This is a genomic window from Pelagicoccus mobilis (genome assembly GCF_016595505.1).
GTDB lineage: Bacteria > Verrucomicrobiota > Verrucomicrobiia > Opitutales > Opitutaceae > Pelagicoccus > Pelagicoccus mobilis.
Genome location: NZ_JAENIL010000015.1, coordinates 103,076 through 122,443, shown reverse-complemented (window position 1 = coordinate 122,443; position 19,368 = coordinate 103,076). Strand labels below are relative to the sequence as shown.

At 53.5% G+C, this 19,368-nt stretch carries 12 protein-coding genes; 3 read left to right on the top strand and 9 right to left on the bottom strand.

Annotation, left to right across the window (positions count from 1 at the left end):
- Nucleotides 1-233 precede the first annotated feature (233 nt).
- Nucleotides 234-1,277, bottom strand: a complete 1,044-nt coding sequence (locus JIN87_RS09970) for a LacI family DNA-binding transcriptional regulator (protein WP_200355407.1) — start codon at nt 1,275-1,277, stop codon at nt 234-236.
- Nucleotides 1,278-1,829: 552 nt separating this feature from the next.
- Nucleotides 1,830-2,726 carry a carbon-nitrogen hydrolase family protein gene (locus JIN87_RS09965; protein WP_200355406.1) on the bottom strand — a complete coding sequence of 299 codons (897 nt, stop codon included), beginning with the start codon at nt 2,724-2,726 and terminating at the stop codon, nt 1,830-1,832.
- Between the two features lie 316 nt (nt 2,727-3,042).
- Between JIN87_RS09965 and JIN87_RS09960 the strand changes: the two genes are divergently transcribed.
- From JIN87_RS09960 to JIN87_RS09950, 3 genes are all read left to right on the top strand, one after another.
- Nucleotides 3,043-3,786: an IclR family transcriptional regulator gene (locus JIN87_RS09960; protein ID WP_200355405.1), complete on the top strand. Its 744-nt coding sequence runs from the start codon at nt 3,043-3,045 to the stop codon at nt 3,784-3,786.
- A 67-nt stretch (nt 3,787-3,853) separates the two neighbouring features.
- The gene (locus JIN87_RS09955; RefSeq protein ID WP_200355404.1) at nt 3,854-4,243 is read left to right on the top strand and encodes a hypothetical protein; all 390 of its coding nucleotides are present in this window, start codon (nt 3,854-3,856) and stop codon (nt 4,241-4,243) included.
- A gap of 5 nt (nt 4,244-4,248) precedes the next feature.
- Nucleotides 4,249-5,055 carry a hypothetical protein gene (locus JIN87_RS09950; RefSeq protein ID WP_200355403.1) on the top strand — a complete coding sequence of 269 codons (807 nt, stop codon included), beginning with the start codon at nt 4,249-4,251 and terminating at the stop codon, nt 5,053-5,055.
- Nucleotides 5,056-5,132: 77 nt separating this feature from the next.
- On the opposite strand, the gene JIN87_RS09945 is transcribed toward JIN87_RS09950, so the two are convergent.
- The 7 genes from JIN87_RS09945 to JIN87_RS09915 all read right to left on the bottom strand — a co-directional run bounded on the left by JIN87_RS09945 (nt 5,133) and on the right by JIN87_RS09915 (nt 19,257).
- Nucleotides 5,133-6,173, bottom strand: coding sequence for a glycoside hydrolase family protein (locus JIN87_RS09945; protein ID WP_200355402.1), 1,041 nt, complete (start codon nt 6,171-6,173; stop codon nt 5,133-5,135).
- Nucleotides 6,174-6,194: 21 nt separating this feature from the next.
- Complete coding sequence (locus JIN87_RS09940) at nt 6,195-8,855, bottom strand: alpha-L-rhamnosidase (RefSeq protein WP_200355401.1); 2,661 nt, start codon at nt 8,853-8,855, stop codon at nt 6,195-6,197.
- A 98-nt stretch (nt 8,856-8,953) separates the two neighbouring features.
- Nucleotides 8,954-11,206, bottom strand: coding sequence for a CehA/McbA family metallohydrolase (locus tag JIN87_RS09935; protein WP_200355400.1), 2,253 nt, complete (start codon nt 11,204-11,206; stop codon nt 8,954-8,956).
- A 23-nt stretch (nt 11,207-11,229) separates the two neighbouring features.
- On the bottom strand, nt 11,230-12,120 hold the full coding sequence (locus tag JIN87_RS09930) for a carbon-nitrogen hydrolase family protein (protein ID WP_200355399.1): 891 nt from the start codon (nt 12,118-12,120) through the stop codon (nt 11,230-11,232).
- 18 nt (nt 12,121-12,138) lie between these two features.
- A complete protein-coding gene (locus JIN87_RS09925; protein ID WP_200355398.1) occupies nt 12,139-15,081 on the bottom strand; it encodes a glycoside hydrolase in 2,943 nt (980 codons plus the stop codon).
- A 41-nt stretch (nt 15,082-15,122) separates the two neighbouring features.
- Entirely contained in the window at nt 15,123-17,102 is a 1,980-nt protein-coding gene (locus JIN87_RS09920; protein ID WP_200355397.1) for a sodium:solute symporter family protein, read from the bottom strand.
- Nucleotides 17,089-19,257: a CehA/McbA family metallohydrolase gene (locus JIN87_RS09915; RefSeq protein ID WP_200355396.1), complete on the bottom strand. Its 2,169-nt coding sequence runs from the start codon at nt 19,255-19,257 to the stop codon at nt 17,089-17,091. Before JIN87_RS09915 ends, JIN87_RS09920 begins: the two co-directional genes overlap by 14 nt.
- Between the last annotated feature and the right edge of the window lie 111 nt (nt 19,258-19,368).

Sequence of the window (19,368 nt, the reverse complement as noted above, 5' to 3'; positions counted from 1 at the left end):
TCGTGACTCACCCGTTCTTGTCGGGTCGTGTGTGAACGTAACGTCTCAAGGTGAAAATCTGTGTTTCGCAGCTGACAGTCTGTATTGATCCAGTTATTACAATATGAGAGCTGTGTGGTAATAACAATGAAGCCGGTTTTGCATGCTGAGGACACGGCTCGTTTCGCCCGCACTCTTGCTAGCTCGCCGGCTGACCAAAGGCAGGCGAGCTGAATGCGTACTGCGTTGTTCCCCTAGGCTTTCGGCGCGGGGGCTATACTCTCTCTGCTGATGAGGCGGGTGGAGAACATGACTTCGCGTTGCGGGTCCTTTTCTCCGCCCATTCGTGAGAGCAGGAAGTCTGCTGCGGTCTTCGCGATTTCGCGAATGGGGTAGCCTACTGAGCTGAGCGAAATCGGAAGGAATTGGGACATCGGAGTATTATCTACTCCGATGATGGATAAGTCCTGAGGGAGTTTCAAACCATGGTCGATTGCAGCACGCATAACACCAAGGGCGAGGATGTCATTGATCGCGAATACCGCAGTCACTCTTTCATCGGTAGGTGTCGTTTCTAGATACTCTTTGAAGCGGTCGTATGCGTTTTGGGTGGTGTGCCCGGATTGCAGGAGGTTCGAATCCTCGAAAGGCAAATTGTGCTTGCTCAGTACATCGCGGAAAAAATTCATACGGCTGTCCGATATCGCTCTTTCCTCGGGGACGGGGTGGTAGCCGAGTAGCACGCCAATTTTCTTATGTCCCAGCTTGATCAGTTCTTCGATCGCTTCCTTTGTGCCTCGGCCGAAGTCGATCTGTACATTGTCGATACCCGAGTTTGGGAAGGTGTCTCCGAAGAACACCATGGAGAGTCCTTTGGGCTTGTTTTGAGTGAACTGCTTTTCGTGGGCCTTGATGTCCATGAAGAAGCAGAGCATGCCGTCGATTTGGGAGGACAACAGTTTCTTGACCGCATCCTTCTCACATTTCAGGTCGGCTTTCGACTCTTCGACGACGAGCGAGTAGCCAGCTTTTTCGAGTACCTCCTCGATCTCTCTGGCATAGGCCGTGTAAACTGGATTTAGTAGATCCGGAACTAGAAGTCCGACGGTTTGGAAAGAGCCCGTGCGTAAGCCACGCGCAAAACGGTTGGCTTTGTAGCCCAGCTTTTCTGCGGCGCCCAAAACTCTCTTTCGAGTTTGTTCAGAGGCCCAGGAATCAGAGCGTCCTGTTAGGATACCTGATGCTGTGCTCGGTGCTACGCCAGCTTCTTTGGCGACTTGTTTGAGAGTAGGAGGCATTGAATAAAAGGAGTTTACTTTAAAAAGAGCTCGAATCCGGGAAGCATGGGTGGACCAGATTCGGTCTTGTAGGAATATTATATGAAACAGTAATAGGTAGTTCCTATCGCCTTCCCTTGAGATGTAAATCTTTTGGCTGTCAAGCAAGCCTAATGATTGGGGGCGACCATATTGGCGTAGGTTTGTACGTTCCACTTCTTGGACCGTTTCTCGAACAATGCCTCATTGACAGGTGACCATTGCATTCGACGTGGTCGTTTGTGAAAGGAAACGATTCGATTTGGTGGCGACTTAGCCGTGGAATCGCATCGAAACCAATCGGCATAGCTAATGAATAGGACTTGTATCGAGACGCTTTCGCGGTCTGCTCTCTGTTTAGCCCAAGTCGAGTGTCGTTTCACATCCGCACGTGCACCCACTGAGTGGGAGGGGGCTTGCCTTATTTATCTGTCGAAGCGGTTCAGTCCAAACCGAAGATCGCGGCATCAGTGCAGAGCCTTGCACTGCTTCGATTTGGGATCGAACCAGCAAAGAGCTCATTTGAAAATCGCTCTAAAGGTACTTGCTGTATACGTCTTCTCGGCGGTAGCCCCAGCCCATCCAGGTGTAGGGATTGGTGCGGAAGAGTTCTCGGAAGCCTCCGATGGGGAGATCGACACGCTTTACCTCGGGCGCTTCGCCGAGCTGAATGATCGACTCGCCGGCTGGGCCTACTATAAAGGTGCCGCCGTTGAAGCGGTTAGCATGGTTGTTCACGACGATGTAGAGCTCGTTCTCCGCGGCGCGGATACGTGTGGTCATCTCGTTTTCTGCAAAGTTCTGCGGAGCGTCGAGTGGCTCTGTGTCACAGGCGAGTGGGCAGAGGATGAGCTCGGCGCCTTGGGCTCGTAGCGAGCGAACAGATTCAGGGATCTCGCGGTCGAAGCAGATCATAATGCCGGCACGCAGCGGTCCGTTGCGTAGTTTAAGGTCAACTACAGGGAACTCGTTGCCGGGGTGGAATACGCTGCCGAAGGCGTGAGACTCGAAGTCACGCAGATGCACCTTTCGGTAGTGGGCAGCGATTTCACCCTTCGCATCGAGTAGTGTGGTGGCGTTGTAGAGAACGCCATCGGCTGCTTCTGCATAACCAACGGCGATCGCCATCTTGTATTGTTGGGCGATTTCTGCGGCTCCGGTTACGAGGGCGCCGCTTTGTGTTTCTGCGGCTTGGGTAACTTTGGTTTTGAGTAACTCCTTGTCGTCAAGAAATCCGTATCCATGAACGGAGCACTCGGGCGTGATAGCGACTTCGCAACCGAGTTCACCTGCATCTCTAAGGGCTTTTAGGGTGCGTGCTCGGTTTTGATCACATTCGAATGGGTGGGTTTCTACCTGGCACAGGCCAATGCTCAGGATTTGAGCGTCAGAGTTGTGATAGGGTGGGACTTTGTGAGATTCGTGTTTCATTTCGCTTTTTATGGATACGGCGTTGGTTACGGAGCGTCGAAAGTCTCGCTGCCTTGGCCGACAGGAATCATGCCGTTGCGTAAGGTTGAACTTCCGGCGGAAGGTAATGGTGACCTATAAGGTCCGTGCCGTTGCAGAGGACTGCGGTGAACAATTCTTTCGGGCTGGGCTCAAATAATTGCTCGTCATTCTTCCATCGCATAACCTATATTTCGACATATGAATCGATTCCTTTGTCAATTGAGAGACGGAAAAAGCCGTATAACGGCCATTGGGGCTTCTCCTTCTGATAAGGGTAACTTGCGAGGTCAGGTAAATGGCTAAGGGAGTGAAGAGAACTCAGGATCGATCGGTCTCAACCTCTCTACTTAAGGGCTTGGATGTGGTTTCGCTACTGGCGGCTTATCCGGAGGGATTGAGGACAATCGAAATTACAGAGAAAATGGGGTGGCCGCGTTCCAATGTGGTGAGGATCTTGCAGAGTTTGGAGGATTACGGATTCGTTGCGTATTCGAATCGCAAGTGCGCTTTGACGGAGTTGTTCTATTCTTGGTCGCAACGGGATCGATATGGTCGTTTTCGACAGCAGTATCGAGGTTTACTGACTGCGCTATCTGAAAAGGTGCGCGAGCTTGTCCTGCTTGGAGTGCGTGAGGGGCGTGGCATAGTGCACATCGATTGTATCGAATGGGATCATGCGATCCGCGTGGCACCTGCTCCGCTTACGGTACACGGATTTTTGGAATCGGCGATTGGGAAACTTGTATTGGGTCGGGAAGGACGGAGCGAGGATTGGCCCGAGGGAAAGGAAGACGAGTATCAGAAAATCAAACAAGAAGGAATTGCCTGGAATCGGGAAGAGAGCGTGCCTGGTGTGATTGCGGTGGCGGCGTACGGTTATAGTGTGGGGAAGGGTGAACCATTGTTGGCTGTGGCGTGGCCGACCTCTCGTTTTAACGAGGAAAAGGGGCGGGATGCGATCCGATGGATAAAGGAGTTGCGGGAAAGCGTAGTGCCCTCTGTTGGAGCGGGCTCGGATGGATTTGGCTATGTTGATTGAGTCGAAACATTCTACCAGAAATTGCTAGGAGAATTGGGACAGTAGGTTTTTGGAGGGAGATGCTCTCGTGAAAAGTGGATACAAGGAAATTCATTGGCCAGATGCCTTGAAGGCTCGAATCTATTTAAGCAGGACGATCCGTGACTGGGATAGGAAAGAGGATCGTAGTCTTGTGGTGGAGATGCCTGTGAAGCAACGTTGGTATATGAATCCGTTTTTTTCGGCGCTCTTTCCCTTTCGGCAAACGAAGAAGATCGGAATCGATCCTGTTGGGGCGTGTATTCTCGACAGATGTATCGGTGGGGTTTCTTTGGAGAGCCTTATCGATTGGTTTGCGGAAGAAGAGAGACTTGATTTCCACGAATCTCGATTGCTGGTGGTGGGCTATCTGAGGACGCTCATGGTGCAGGAGCTTGTTGTGATAGATCATCCAGCGGGCAAAGAGAGCTGGTTTTAAAAAAGATGAAGATAAAGACAGTCCCGATTGGGGGAGATCGTTTGGTGCAGATCTGCAATGAAGACTGGGGGCTGGAATGGCAGTTGCAGTTTCCGGAAGTCGTAATGTCGGATGGGCGTTCGATTATGGCATGGCCCTTGAATTGCAGGCCGGATTGGAAGCCGTTGGGGAGTGGAGGCTGGTGCTACCACTGGCGAGCGAGCGAAGAGTATATCGAAGAAGTTCGAAGTATGGGACTTGTGGATACGAATGGAGTTCGCCAGCATGTGCACTTCGTGCGAGGGGTTACGCTATATGCGGAAATCGTGCCCGGTGATGGAATGGTCGATCTCACGGTATCGTTGACAAACGAAACAGATGAGGACGTGAAGTCGGTTTATTGCGACGGAGGGTGTTTTCAGGCGAGAAACGAGGCTTTTATCGGCAATGATGAGGTCATGCGAAGTTTCGTCAGAACCGATGGAAAGATGAAGTCTATGGGCTTGGTCCATCGAACAGTCGCAATTCGATCGATGTACTGCCATAGTGAAGACTGGTATGATGGTAAGGATGAGTGGTTCTGGGGGCGGAGTGGGGTAGCGATCGATTCACCTGCAATTGTGGGAGCAGTGTCGGTTGATCGTAGTATGGCTTTAGTTTTTGGATACGAACAGTCCTACTCAGCACTCGCGAACTCGGACGAGCATCATTGTTTGCATAGCCGGCCGCTTTTCGGGGATTTGATGCCGGGCGAAACTGTGACTCGGTGCGGGAAGGTTATTTTTGGTTCGGATATTGTGCATCTTGGTGACCGGCTGGCAGCTGAGCTCTAAGGAAGTTCTGCAGCATATGTACAAGGAAGCCACCAGCAGGACACTGGTGGCTTCAAGTACATCACTACTTAAAACAATTAATTTTCATCGACGAATTTGAGTGGCAGGTCAGCCCATGCTAGCCCGATGTGGCGGTAGTTTGCGTCGATGGAGTCACCTTCTGGTGCATCGTATAAAATCGCGAGACGACCGTCCTTCTTAATGACAGAAGGCATGCCGATACAGCGGTTTGCCCAGGTGCAGTTGTGCCTGTCGATTACGATACTACGGTTTTCTGGATTCCAGTTGTTGGGATCCTTGGACCAGTAGACCCAGACTGCGTCGGTGTATTCGACTACGCCGTCTTCGCCGTCGTCTTCGATGCCGATGTGATTGGTGAAGAGGTAGTAAGTGCCCGTTTCTTCCTCGAAATAGATCGAGGAGTTTTCAACTTGCTCTTCGAGAGGAATGGCAGGGGATGCGTCTGGGGTCCATTTGCCTTCGAGGTCTTTGGTTCGTGCGATGCTGAGACCACGGACCGCGAAACGTCCGGTATCGTTCTTGCGCTGTTCTTCAACTGCGGCGCTGAAGTACATGAGGTATTCGTCGTTGTGCTTGATGACGAACCCTGGACTAGATGTATCCTGGTAGTAACTGCCTCTAGGGGCTTCGAAAGGAGCATTGTCCTTCTCCTTAACCCATGGACCTTCTGGATTAGTCGTGGAGGCCTTGAGGGAAACATACGGGAAGGCTGGAACCAATTCTGGAGGCGGGCCTGCGTTTGGCGTGCCGAGGTAGAACATGTGCCATTTGCCGTTTTCTTCGTAGACCCAAGGAGAGCAGGCTCCTGCAGAGTCAATTTCGCCTGGGTCGCCGAGTTCGAGGGCAGGGCCCATTTTTTCCCAGTTCACAAGGTCTTTGCTTCTTGCCTGGCAAGCTACCCAGCCGTCTGGCCCAGCTCCATCTACAAAGAGGTAGTAGGTCCCGTTTGCTTCGAATACGGATGCTTCTCGTGCTCCGTACTTGTCGCAGTCACCAGGTCCATCGCCGGAGACGTATACTTTTCCGTAGTCCTCCACGACCATGCGCTTTTTGGGATACGGACGGTCATCGAGGTAAGGTCGATCGATTCTTTTCATGTTGTTTGTGAGGAAATGCATCTATTTTGCAGCGGAGAGGGCTTCCTCTCTTTGAGGAACGGCTTCCGCTTCGAAGGTGAAATTGTATTCGCCTGCGGTGAGCTCGAGTTCCCTTTCGTCCGCTTTGTATCCATTTGGAACTACCAGGACTGCGGTGGTGTTGATTGGTACGATAGTGTTGATCTCCAAGCCGGCATCTGTCTTTTGCCAAGCGAGTTCGACGTGACCTTGAGGGGTTGGGACCTTGCCCTTGGCATTGGTGAGTGTACCACCGAGTTGTGGTTCGAAACGGGTTTTTCTGAATCCTGCTTCTTCAGGGCGGATACCAACTACGGTTTTGAACATCCATGCCACGACTGCTCCGAGAGCGTAGTGGTTAAATGAATTCATGTCTGGGTCCTGAAAGCCCTTGTCAGGGGTCCAACCGTCCCAGCGTTCCCAAATCGTAGTCGCCCCGTTGGTGATCGGGAAGAGCCAAGATGGGTAGGTTTCTTGCTCGAGGAGCTTGTAGGCGTCTTCGAGGTATCCAGCGCTCGCGACGACGTCGCAGATGTGGACGGTGGATACGAAGCCGGTGGTGAGGTGCCAGTCTCGGTCGCGTATGTTTCGTACCAGTTCCTCAGCGGCGATCTGGCGGTTTTTCTCGGAGAGAAGGTCGAACTTGAGGGCGAGAATGTATGCGGTTTGCGTATTACTGGCGAGTAGACCTTCCGCGGTGACGAAGCGGCGATTGAAGGCTTCGACGGTTTTTTCGCGTTCTGCTGTGAAGCGGGCGGCGTCTGTACCGTAGCCGAGCAGGTCAGCGATCTTGCTGATTTCTGCGAGTGTATTCGCGAGGAAGGCGGTTCCTACGAAATCCTTAGGCGTAGCTCCGGCTAGGCCGACGCCGCCGTCCTGGGCAAGCCAGTCGCCGAATCCTTGCCAGGACTTTGTATTGGGCATGCGGATATAGTCGACGGTCTGGTGTTCGAGCAGGTAGTCGACGTATCGAACCATGGAGTCGTAGTGCTGCTCGAGTAGTTCTTGACGACCGGTGTGCATGTAGAGTGTCCAAGCGCAGCTGACATGGGCGTCGGACCAGGATGGGCCGCCGTCGCGCATGTTGTCCTCGACGAGTGGAACCCAGGGAATGAAAGGAGGAATGGCACCGTCCTTGGACTGGCTGTCTCGCATGTCCCGCAGCCATTTCTTGAAGAAGGCGATGGAGTTACCGTGATAGAGGGCAGTTTCCATGTAAACGAGAATGTCGCCGGTCCAACCTAGGCGTTCGTTACGCTGGGGGCAGTCGGTTGGGATTTCGACGAAGTTGCCCTTTTGTCCCCACTTCGCGTTTTGATGGAGCTTGTTGAGGAGCGGATGCGAGCACTCGAAGGTGCCGGAAAGGTCGAGGTCGTTGTAGAGGACGTCGGCTTGGATATTGAAGATTTCTACTTCTTCGGATTCGCAAGTGAGCTCGACGTACTGGAAGCCGTGTACGGTAAAACGGGTTTGCCAGCTTTCCTCTTCACCGCCGCGTAGATGATAGACATCTAGGTTTTTAGCGGTTCTGAGATTGGTGGTGTACATCTCATCTTTGTCGTCGAGGCGTTCCGCGTAGCGTACTTGGAGCTTCGCTTTCGCTGGGCCTTTGAGTGTGACGAGGATGCGGCCGACTAGGTTTTGGCCGAAATTGTAGATGATACGGTTTTCTGCTCCCAGGGTGCCGACGGTGCTTTGCGGATACAGTGTTTCCTGCGATTTTGGCGGCGGATAAAATGCGGGAAGAACTTCGCCCGCGTAATCTGGGGCTATTTTTGCGTCTTCCCAATCGTCGTTAAGGCCTTCAACTTGGCTCCAGTTCAGAGGGAGTAGAGAAGCGTCGCACTCTTCGCCCATCTGGAGATCGCTGGCGATGATGTTGCTCTTACCCAGCTTCCAATCGGTGCCGGTGGTGACGATCAGGTCGTTGGATTCGCTTGAGACGCGATTAATCTGCGCCATGAATTGTGGAGCCTTTCCCCAGGCTTGGCGGTAACCCCAGCCAACATGACCGCAGTACCAGGCGTCGCCTAGCATCACGCCGATGACGTTTTTGCCAGGTTTGAGAAATTTGGATACGTCGTAGGTGCGGTAGACGACGTAGGCGTTGTAGTCGGTCCAGCCCGGTCCGATTTCGTCATCAGTGATGGTCTGGCCGTTGATTTCTACGTGGAAAGCTCCGAGGGCGGTGATGTTGAGGATCGCTGTGCCGCCTTCACCGTTCCAATCGAAGGCTTTACGGAATGCGGGGACGTGGGCACCTTCGTGGAGAGTGCCTTCCCATGCAGCGTAGATCCACTTGGCTTTCCAGCCATCGGAGGCGAGGCCGTAACGGAATTGGGCAGGGGCGGACCACTCGGACTCTTTGTTGTCTTGGTCGCGGACTTGGACACGCCAATAGAGCTTCTTGAGTGGAGTTGGGGAGGCGTCGTTCCAAAGGAAAGATTGTTCGCCGCGGTTTTCGATCCAATCGGTGCGTTCTACGGAATCTGTTCCTTCGAGTAGATCGAACTCCGAATCGGCGATCTCGACTCGGTAGGCGAGCGTTTCAGTGATACCTGATTTTGCATCGAGTTCCCAAGAGAGTCTTGGGTTGTCGAGGGAGATACCTTCAGGGTTGTTGAGATCGTTGGCCTGTAGTTTTACAGGAGAATTCGTATTCATTTTTTAAGTATGTTGAGCGAATGCTATTGCTCGGTAAATCATAGAGAACGATACCTATGGCGTCTTCAAGATGCCCTGCTTCAGCAAGGAGCTGAGCCTTAGTTGCGTTCTCGCTTTTCTATTTCCTTGGCGAGGGTTTGGCGTAGCTTGTGATAGTAGGCCTCAGCTTTGTCGGCGCGTTCCAGTCCTCCTGGGATCATGGATACGAGTTGGTTGCCGTAGATTTGGTTAGCTGGGATCGCTCCGTGGTCGTAGAGGTGCTGCATGTGCAGCAGCTCTTTCCGGTATCCTTCGATAGCGGCTAGGCACTTGTCGATTACGGCAGGAGCCTTCTCGACATCCCATCTGCGGTAGCCTTTGCGGGTGACGTAGACTGGAGTGGTGTGGGCTGCTTGGCCGTCGTAGCTGTAGGCACGAATCGCGAGCCAGCCACCGAAACCAGCGGGTACGTCTATTTCGATAGAGAGTTCAGTGACGTTGGTGTCGGTTGATTCTTTGGTAGCGATGACATCGCCGTGCCAGATGAGCTCGAGCTTTTGCGGAGCGAAGTTGCCTAGGGGACCCTTGGCAACTGCTCGCGCTTTAAGTTTCTTGTCCTTTTTGACGATGATTTCTTCTCCGGGGATTTTGCCGTCGAGGGTTAGCTCGAGGATGGGGCCGTTGGTGACGAAGCAGTTTCCGTTTTTCAGGGCGGTGAACCATTCGTCTGCATCCAGAGTTTGGTTACCGGTGTAGCAGAAGATGCGAACCTCGCCCATCATGTGGCTGTAGGGAACATCGCTTCCGCCGCCTGCAGCGAGCTCGTAGCCTAGATTGAGGAAGTCGTAGTAAAGCTGGGTTTCGAGGATGCCGGACTGGTGGATTTCGCCGAAATCGCCGAGGTCTTGCGGCATTAGTAGGGCCATGTCTCGGACGATGTTGAAGGTACCGAAGATCATGTGGGCGAAGCCGTAGAGTCCGCCTTGCTCATGAATGGTGCTCGCGACCCAATCGTTGTACAGGTACTTAGACGTGTCTCGGACGAGCGAAGTGATGTTGAGCCCGAGGGCATGGCCGTTGAAGTAGCGTGGGTCTTCCTGGCCGGGGACGAGGAAGCGTCCGTTTTGCTCCACGCGGAACTCGGGGCCGAAGCCACGCTGAGGGTAGAAGGTGCGCAGGTTGTTGCCCATGATCAGAATATTGCCGAGGTCGAGGTCGGTGGCTTCCATGAACTTGAAGAGGCGCTCCGCGTCGTCATCGCTCATGAGGCGCGAGTGGATGTGGTCGTCGCCGGAGAACCAGCCTTGAGCGGCCATATCGATCCAGCGGTCCATTTTGAGATCGACTTCGGTGGTCTTGTCTTTGGTGACGACAAAGGTGCGCTTCGTCGGAGTGTATTCGACACCTTTCCAGACTTTAATTGTCCAGGTTCCGATCGGCAGTGCCATGTGGAATGGGCGGTCGATGCAGTAGTACATGCCCCATGAGTCGCCCGGAATAGAAGCGATGTAAGGGACGCCTTGGCCGGCGTCAGGTCGCGAGTGATGGCGCACTGGAGTGCCAGCGATGTGGTCCATTTGCTCGCTAAACTCGACGGCTGTTGCCGGACGATAAATGTGATTGGTGCGAGCGGAGCGGAGCTCGACCATTGCGGGAGTCGGATTGCCGAACTCGTCGCGCACTACGAAGTCGAGGGTGCCGGTCGTTTCGCTGATGACGGTGATGGCTCCGTTTAGGACGTGGTCGCCTGACTTCGAGTCTTCGAGATTGAAAGTGACGATGCAGGACTCCAGCGGTGGGCGGAGCAAGCGGAGCAGGATCCAGGATTCGCCGTCGTGCAAATAAGGCAGGGCGAGCTGATCGTTGTGCTCTTGGTGCGTCTCGAGGTTGTGCTCGAGGGTGAAGCCGGCACGCTTACCGCTGGTACCGGCTTTGACGTGTAAGAGGACGAAACCGTCCTCGCGAGGGAGTGGGTATCGCTTTTTCCAATCGAGATCGAGCACTCCGTTTTCCACGGGAGCTTCGATTGCAAATCCTGAAGTTTCGAGGAAGCGTAGCAGGATCGCGTCACCTGCAGCCGTGAGTTCATGAGTCCGGCCTTCGTCAACTGCGGTAGGCAAGGTCGCGGCTGTGTAGAAGTCGTGACTCTTTTGCAACATGCGCAGGCTCTCGGCATCGAAGTTGTAAGTGCCGTGCTGGAGCAGCTCGCGAGCAATGGCGTCGAAACCAGATATAAGCTCGGTGTGCTCCAGTTCGTGCTCGTGAAGATCCCAGTCGTGGAGATCTTCACCGATGCCGTGACCGTTGACATTGAGGGCCGCCGCGAAGGCGAAGATAGCCGCCGCGGCGATGGATGCGATCAATCGATTCATGGAGGATTAAGCGTACGCCTAAACTATAGTTGGGAGCGGTTTGTGAGCTGCTCGCACTCTGGATAGTCCCAAGGGATTTCTGGATAGTTTTGCCACATCTTGACGTCCTTGGTGAGGCGTCCGTAGAGCTCTGGGCGGCGTTGATGCATGGTACGGAGGTGTTTGCGGTGGTGACGTAGTCCAGCGAGGTCAATTTCCGCGTGAACGCAAGCATCGCCGGCTTCTTTGATGCGAGGGAAGAGGCGTGATTCCTCCTTGTCGCCTTCGCCGCTGACGAAGTTCTGGAAGGGACCTGCGAATCCGGTGTTCTTGCCGTTGCTGATGTTGCCGCCAACCGCGCAACCGAAGGCGGAAGCTGCGGAGAGACAGTGGAAGTCTTCAACCATGCCATCGCGGCCGTTGATCCAGAGGATGATCTCGGCCCCCGCATAGGAAGTGGATGCCCATGCTTCTGGGAAGTAGCCATCGTAGCACTGGAGGATGCCGATCGGACCGAAGTCGAGGTGGAAGACCTTGAACTCGCTGCCGAGGATCCCGCGGGCTTCGCCGTCCCAATCCTTGATGGGTGGCCACCAGTGAGGACCAGGACCTGCTGCTGGATGAGCCTTGAGGTAGCGACCGATGATATTGCCGAAACGGTCAACGAGCAGGGCAGTGGTTGCCCCACGGTTGTCGTGCTTTTCGACGCAGCCAGCGATGGCGTACATGTTGTGCTTTTGGGCCAGTTCTCGGAATCGGACGATATTTTCGTGGTCCTCAGTGATGCCTTGGCCGAGAGTGTACTCAGGGAAGACGATGAGGTCCGACCCGTTTTGCGCTGCTTGCTCGAAGAACGCAGGCATGCGCTCGATGCTAGGAGCCTTTTCTGGCAGGTCCTGTAGTTGGACCATGGTGATACGTGCAGAGTTTTTCATTGTCTGAAATGGATCGATTTACTCGGTATCCGGATTTGAAATACCGGTGAAGATGAACTGTACCGAACCGTTCTTTTGGTCGGGCGCAGCGTCAATGGAAGTGCGGTCGTGGATTCCGACTTGTGCTTTGAAGCTCTCGAAATCGCCTTCGAGTTTGTAGACAATCTTGTCGATTGAGTGACTGCTGATACCGTCTTCGAATGCGATCCCACCGACACTGAGGGCGTCGCCTTCGTAGTTGCTGCTGTTTCGTTCGATGTCGAAGCGGATGGCTGAAGCAGGGGCGTACTGGGTCAAGCTTACTAACTCGCCTGATTCTCGTATGAAGCCAGCGTTACCAATGACTGACTGGTCATAGTGAGGTCCGTCTTGGGCGTCGGTGATCTCAATGATCAATTCGCTCAATCCAGCGAGATTGATATCCACCGAGTCTGGCTTATCACGTCCGCGAGTGATCGGAGAAGCATAGAGCGGGAGTTCGACTGAGATTGCAGCCTCGCTGATGTCGCTCACGCGCTTGCCGCTCTTGAAGGCGGCGGCCTTAATGGTGGATCCTTTTGTGAGCATGAATGGCTCGGTGTAGCTTGTTGAGTCCATTGTAGGTTCGCTGCCATCGAGGGTGTAGCGGATGGTCGCCTTCTTGTCGGCTACTGACAGGCTGACTGGTGCGTCGTGGGCGATACGTCCGCTGTTCGGGAAGATGAGCGGTACGTTTGGACGCATTTCCGGGATAACGGTCAGAAGAACTGATTCGGAAGTGGCGGGTAGGGTAAGTTCTTGTCCCTTGCTCGCTGGGAGCTCCTTGAGAAATTGTCCTTTGTCGTTGATGTAAACCGCTCGGAACTTGTTTCCACGCTCGAGGATTCCGCTCTTCTTGAGATTGAGAGTGACGTCCGTGGCACTCTTGTAACGGATGTTCCAGGTCTCGTTTGGCATCTCGTAAGTAGCGAGTTGACCTTGAAGCTTGGCAGCTCCGATTTGGCGTGAAGCATCAGCGTTTGTGGACGCGTAGAAGAAGTCATCGGATTCGATCAGAGTTTCTGTTGCTCCATCGATCCAGAGCTTGGATTGCTTGAAGCCATCGAACTCGGTGAAATAGCCATAAGGGGCGAGAGTCGCCTGCTTACCATTTGGCAGATCCACCTGTTGTGGCTGAGTGTCGAGGTTGGCTTGGATTATCGCTCCGGAGGAAAACTCGGATTGCTGCACCATTTGATTCTCGTTTAGGAAGGAGTGAGAAACCATGTCGTCGAATGCTAGGCGCTCGTGGAGGCGTGTTGTTGTGTAGATCGTTTCCATCATGCGGTCGCGATCGCGGTGCCAACCGTAGCCGAGGTGGTCGAGCCAAACCAGCGGCATGGTGGCGTGCAGGACGTTGAATGTGTCCTTCATGTCGCTCAGTTCAGGAGCGATGTCGTAGAAGTAGCCATTGGAGTCGCCCCAGTACCAAGTGCTGGCGATCTGGTCGTGGTAGATGAGGGACCAGAGAGGGATTCGGAGCGCTGGATCCATTCCGAATTTCATGTATTCGGGAGGGATCTCCTCGCGACTGTTGAGTCGAATGAGGTGTCCTGTATCCGAAAACCAGTAATAGGATCCACTCATGTTACCCTCGGTGTAATCGACGAAAGGGACGGACCAACCTTTTGCAGCTTCTCCTCCGGCTACGAGACCGAGTTCGCCGAGGTATCCATATAGGTCCTGGCGGTATTTCATATCTTGGCGACGATCCATCGGGTAGTCTGGATGGTAGCTCTCGAAGAATTGAATAGTAGAGTGAACGTCGAAGAATCGAGCGGTGTATGGATATTTTTCCAGCAGGGCTGGAATTACTGCTTCAGCGGCGCGGCGGGCGAAGCGAGGGGAGCGGTTGTAGTACTGAAGACCTTCCTTTGTTTTCCAGCCGAGGATGACTTTTCCGTCAGGGCCGTAGAGGCCTGCTTCCTCGATGTTGTCCTTGCTGTTGCCAAGTTTGCCTTCGGTGATGTCGCTGTAGTTGTCGTATTCGCCTAGTAGATACCCGAGATCACGGGTTTTTTCCATAGCCTCAACAGTGAAACGTCCGTTAAGCATCATACGATGGATACCATGTACAGGGGCTTCGTCTACAATCCCTTCGCCGATGTTGCCCCAAACGACTGCGGCACCCTTCATCCAATTGATGCGGTCGATCTTTTCGGCTTTCTCATGTAGAGTCCGTACCATGCCTTGGTCTTGTTCCCAGGCTCGGTAGCGGTTCGCCATTTCGACGTATCCACCATCATTTACAAAGTGCATTGAAACGCGACGGTCGTAGGTGAAGCCACCGAAGGAGTCGAACCAGATGATGTCAGGTTCGATGATACCTTTGTCGTTAGGTGTGATGTCTACAGTGACTTCGGTTGGTGTCTCGAAGACGAGCATGAGACCGTCTGCATTCGCACTGTCTAGAATACCGAAGAGCGGAATGTCGAGGGCTCCAGTGTTCGCGTAGCTGACGAGGCGCTTGTGCGGGTAGTCGAGCGTGTCGATTGGAAGGCGGATGCCGGAAGCACGGTTGCAGAAGATGAGGTGTCCATCATCCAATGCTGATTCAGGTACGACCGGGTAGAAGAGCTCGGTGAAGGGAGCCTTGGGATCGTCCGCGGCGATGTCGAAACTTAGCTTATCCTCGGCGAGAGTGACCTTTGAGGTGTAGGTTATCTTGCTATGACGATCTAGGAACTCCACACTGATCGTATCATCCGATGCTTGCTCGGCCTCGAGCATCTTGAAACGGCTCTCGAGTGGTTTCGCTTCCCAAGTCCTACCGGTGCGCTTGTCCTTTACGGTGTACGCGTGGTTTTTGCTTTTAAGCTCTAGCTTTATGGAGTCGGACTCCAGCTCGAGAGTCTTCGCGCTCAAGCTAACGCTCAGGGAAGTCGCCGCTACGGTGAAAGCCAAAATCGGTTTTCTGGTGATTGCCTTGAATCGTGAAATCATTGAAAGTGCGTAGTTATAGTGTGGTCGTTTGATAAATTATATTAGTCCTCTTTTTTAGGATCCGATTGGACCTTCTTGAGGTGTTTAAACATGGAGCCAAGGTCTCTGAAACCGCCCCATAGGAACCATATTGTGGTGCCGATGCCGACAAAGAGGAAGGTGCCAATGTTGAACTTCCAGAAGCTAATCCAGTCTTGCTCGGTAGTGCCGACGCTGAGGTGATATACGTTCCCGAATATAAAGACGGCTAGCCAGAAAAGCGTCCATACGAAGACGGAAATTACTACGAATTTGTCGCCCTTTGAGTACTCCTTGTTGATGCCGAGGAGACGCCAAATTCGGTTCGGATGCGGGTCCTCTTGCGTGTGCTCACCTGCGATGGTGTATTCGCCGCGGTGCAATAGGCGGTCCATGTCGAATCCAGGGGCGGGTTTAGTGATGAGAGAAAGAACAATATATGCCGCAATTGCTAGAGCGGAGGCGAAGAAGAAGAGCTCCATGCCATCGAGCCAGAAGGCATCCGGCAGATCCTGTAGCCACTGGCTGTCTGGGTTTTGCTCCTTCCACTTGGGAAGAAGTTTTGGCCAAATAATGTTGTTTATCAGAACTCCGGATACAGAGAGGGTGGAGCCGATGATCATGCCAGCCCAGGCTCCTGCGGTAGTTCCTCGTTTCCAATAGAAACCGCCAATGATGACGGAGCCTGCTCCACCCACGTAAATGGCTCCGGTGATAGCCCAATACATGAAGATGTATTCCTGTAGTGGGAAAAGCATACCGAAACACCATACGAATATGGCGACACCAAGAATAGATCGTTTGAGCCATTTGAGGTGTTGCTGCTTGTCGAGGGCCTTTTTCTTGAAGGGGAGGAGCACGTCTTGGATAAAAATACTCCCCCAGGAGTGTAGGTAAGTATCGTCCGTTGAGATCGCGGCGGCGAGCATGGATGCGACGAAGAGTCCCAGTACGCCAACCGGCAACATGGACTTGAGTACGATCGGCACAGTGAGCTGACGTTGCAGACCTTCATTGTCGAGGGCGTTGATTTCCGCTTGGACGACGGCGGCTTCCTCGGTGAATAGATCGCTATTGAGGAAGGTGTAAGCGAAAATCGGTATCAGTAAAATGACTACCCAGGTGGCACCGTAGCGCCAAGCTGCGAGGATTTTTGCCATTTTCGCATCGTGTGGCGTCTTAGCGGATGCGTTGTAGGCCTGATTGCCTTGCCATGCCATGTAGGTGTAGATGACGTTGAAGGCACTGATAAGGAAGAACGGAAGTGTGAAGTTCGGAATGTCGGCTTGATCGTAAGGATTGATCATGGACTGCCCTTCCGGAGCTTTCTGCAAGGTTTCGACAACGTTGGTGATGCCGAACTTTAGCAGCAGGGAAAATACCAGTATTATGAATACGATGTTTATGAACTGGGCTTGAAAGAAATCCGTTATCATGATCGCGATCTGACCGCCGCGGAAGGTGATCAGCAAGGCGGTGGCGAGCAGGATGGCCATCACGATGCCCAAGGTGAGGTTGAAATCGAAGGGCCCGACCGAAATGTACGTTTCTGGGATTTCGCAGAAGTGGATGAAGAATCGAGCGGTGACTTGCGGGAAGACTCCGTAGTTCACAATACCCGCGACCCACGCGAGGATGCCGGCGAATACCCGAAAGTTCTTGCTGTAACGCTTCTCGTAGAACTCCGCGATCGTGAGTACTCTGGTTTCACGAAAACGATAGATGATGAAACCTGTCAGTGGTAGGAGCAGCATGAGTGGAGCCATGATTCCACCCCACCAGCCAGGACCGAAGCCCGCTGTGTAGTTCTGCTGGAAGGACGCGATGATGCCGATGGCACCGAGGCCAGCCATTCCGTCCGATAGAGTCAGAAGGTATCTACCCGCACAACGATCTGCCGCAAGAAAGCCTGCAACTCCCCGTACATAACGTTTGGTCACAATCGCGACCAGCGCGAGAGCCGCAAAGACTCCCAGCACAATCCCCCAATCAATTAGCTGCATTTTTTTCCTTCTCTAGAGCTTCGAGGAGTTCGTCGTAGAGTCCTCTGACGAGCTTGGTGCGCTCGAAAATTTCGTCTGCTTGCTGGGCGATCAGTAGGTTTGAGAATTCAATCTCCGGGAGAGTTCCGTTCGCGTAGCGTTCCGCCTGCTTTTGGGTTATTTTCTCTATTTCTTCTATGGTTGCAAAGCGATCTTGGATAAGGTCGTAAGCCTTGTCTCGATTCCAGTGTCGGTATCCTTGTTTGGATACGTAGACTGGAGTCGTGTGGGCTTGAGTGCCATCTATGCCCACGGCAGTGGCGGCGATCCAGCAGCCGGTGCCAGGATCAAGGTCGAGTTCGATTGAAAGGTTTCCTTGTTCGGGCGAATTCGCTTGGACGGCCTTAACAGTCTCGCCGTTCTTTACGATGGAAAGCTGGTAGGGGGCGGTTGCACCTGGGATGCCGTCAGCGGTGACTTGAACCTTCAGCGGTTTGTTGTCACTTATGGTAATTGATTCGCCCGGCATGCGTCCTTCAACCTTGAAGTCGAGCATAGGGCCGTTGGTAACGAAAGTGTGCCCTTTTTTTACGGCATCAAACCAGGCGTCGGCACTAAATGGCTTGTCTCCAATATACGCATACAGTCGGGTTATGCCGACTGCACCGCCATAGGGCGTGTCGCTGCCTGCTGACGCGGTTAGCTTGAAACCGAGGTTGAGGAAGTCGTAGTAGCGTTTTGTCCCAAGGATGTTTTGCATGATGCTCCCAAAGTCGGATTTGCCACGTGGCATGAGCATGGTCATGTCGCGATGCACCCCGAGACCTCCTTCGCCCACGTGGGTGTGGCCGTAGAGTCCGCCTTGGCGGTGGATTTCGTCAGCTACCCAGTCGTTTAGCATGTACTTGTCGAAGTCGCGGGCGAGCTGGGTAAGATTCATGCCGATGGCGTGGCCCCAGTGGGAGCGTGGGTCCTCTTGGCCTGGGACGAGGACGTGTCCGTTTTCGTGGAAACGGTACTCTTTTCCAAAGCCACGTTGTTCGTAATAGGTTCGCATAGGGTCGCCCATTTCTAAAATGTTGGCGACCTTGATGTCAGCAGCGCGTACAAAGGCCATGACGTCCTTAGCGTCTTCGCTGCTCATGATGCGGGCATGCACGTGGTCATCGCCTGAATACCAACCCCGCTCTGGCATGCTGACCCAGCGTTTCAATTGGATTGCGGACTTCGTGCGTTTGTTCGGTTCGATGGTAAGGCTTTTCTTAACTGGGATGTATTCGATACCGTGCAGAATGTGGAGATCCCAATTTCCCGAGGGGAGGGCGGTTTCGAAGGGGCCCGGCACTACCCAGTAAGGACCTCGAATGCTCATGTCTTTGAAGTAGTGCATGTAGGGCTGCACCGCTTCGGTACGAGGCAGTCCTCGTACTCCCGTCATTATGGGCCAGAGGTCGACTGCGTTTGGTGGTGCCCAGAGCTTACCGGTATCCTTATTTACGATACGGACGAGGGCTGGGGTGCTTCGATTGGTTTCGTCCGTTATGTGGACGTCGAGGTTGCCAGGGGTAGGTGTTTCGAGCTTGAGGCCTGTCCAGTAACTTGGGTTCGCGTCGCCTTGCTTGCGGAGCGCGAAGATGAGTTTGCTGACATCGTTTGGAATCTCTTCGAAATTGATGAGAAGGTAAGTGGTGCCAGAGTTCGCGATCTCGAGAGTCGGTACGCCTGCATCACCGCTCTTGGCCACATTGATAGATTGGACAATGAGGTGGTCTGGACCGTCGCTAATATGAATCTTGTAGAATACGGAACCTTCAAGTGAGTTTAGTTGGAGGGTCTTGTGGGTGACAGGAGCGCTCGGGCCGGGGCGGAAGTCCAGTTCGATCAGGTCGGGGAGATCATGGTTGAGAAACTCAAACAGGTGGGTTTGGGCGATACCACGTTGGAAGTCGGCGTCGATTTTGGTGAAGCCCTGAACGGTGCCATCGAGGATCTCCCTTTCGAAGCGCAGGTGTTCGTCGATTTCCGTTAGATGCTCGAGCTGGTGAGCCGTGAACTGGTTACGGGAGTTTTTTGCGATAGCGGCGACGAAATCGTGGAGTCCTGGGGTGGCGGCTGGAATGCGTGCGATTTGGTGCTGGGTCGGTTTCGCTGGCTCCTTTCCGTGAGCGAAGACCATCTCTGTAGCGGTTAGAGCTGCTAGTAGCAGCGCACACGGGGTAGTTAACTTTTTAAGAGGGAAATACATGTTTCGTGTACTAGGTGCTTATGGGGGCTGTTCTTAATGGAC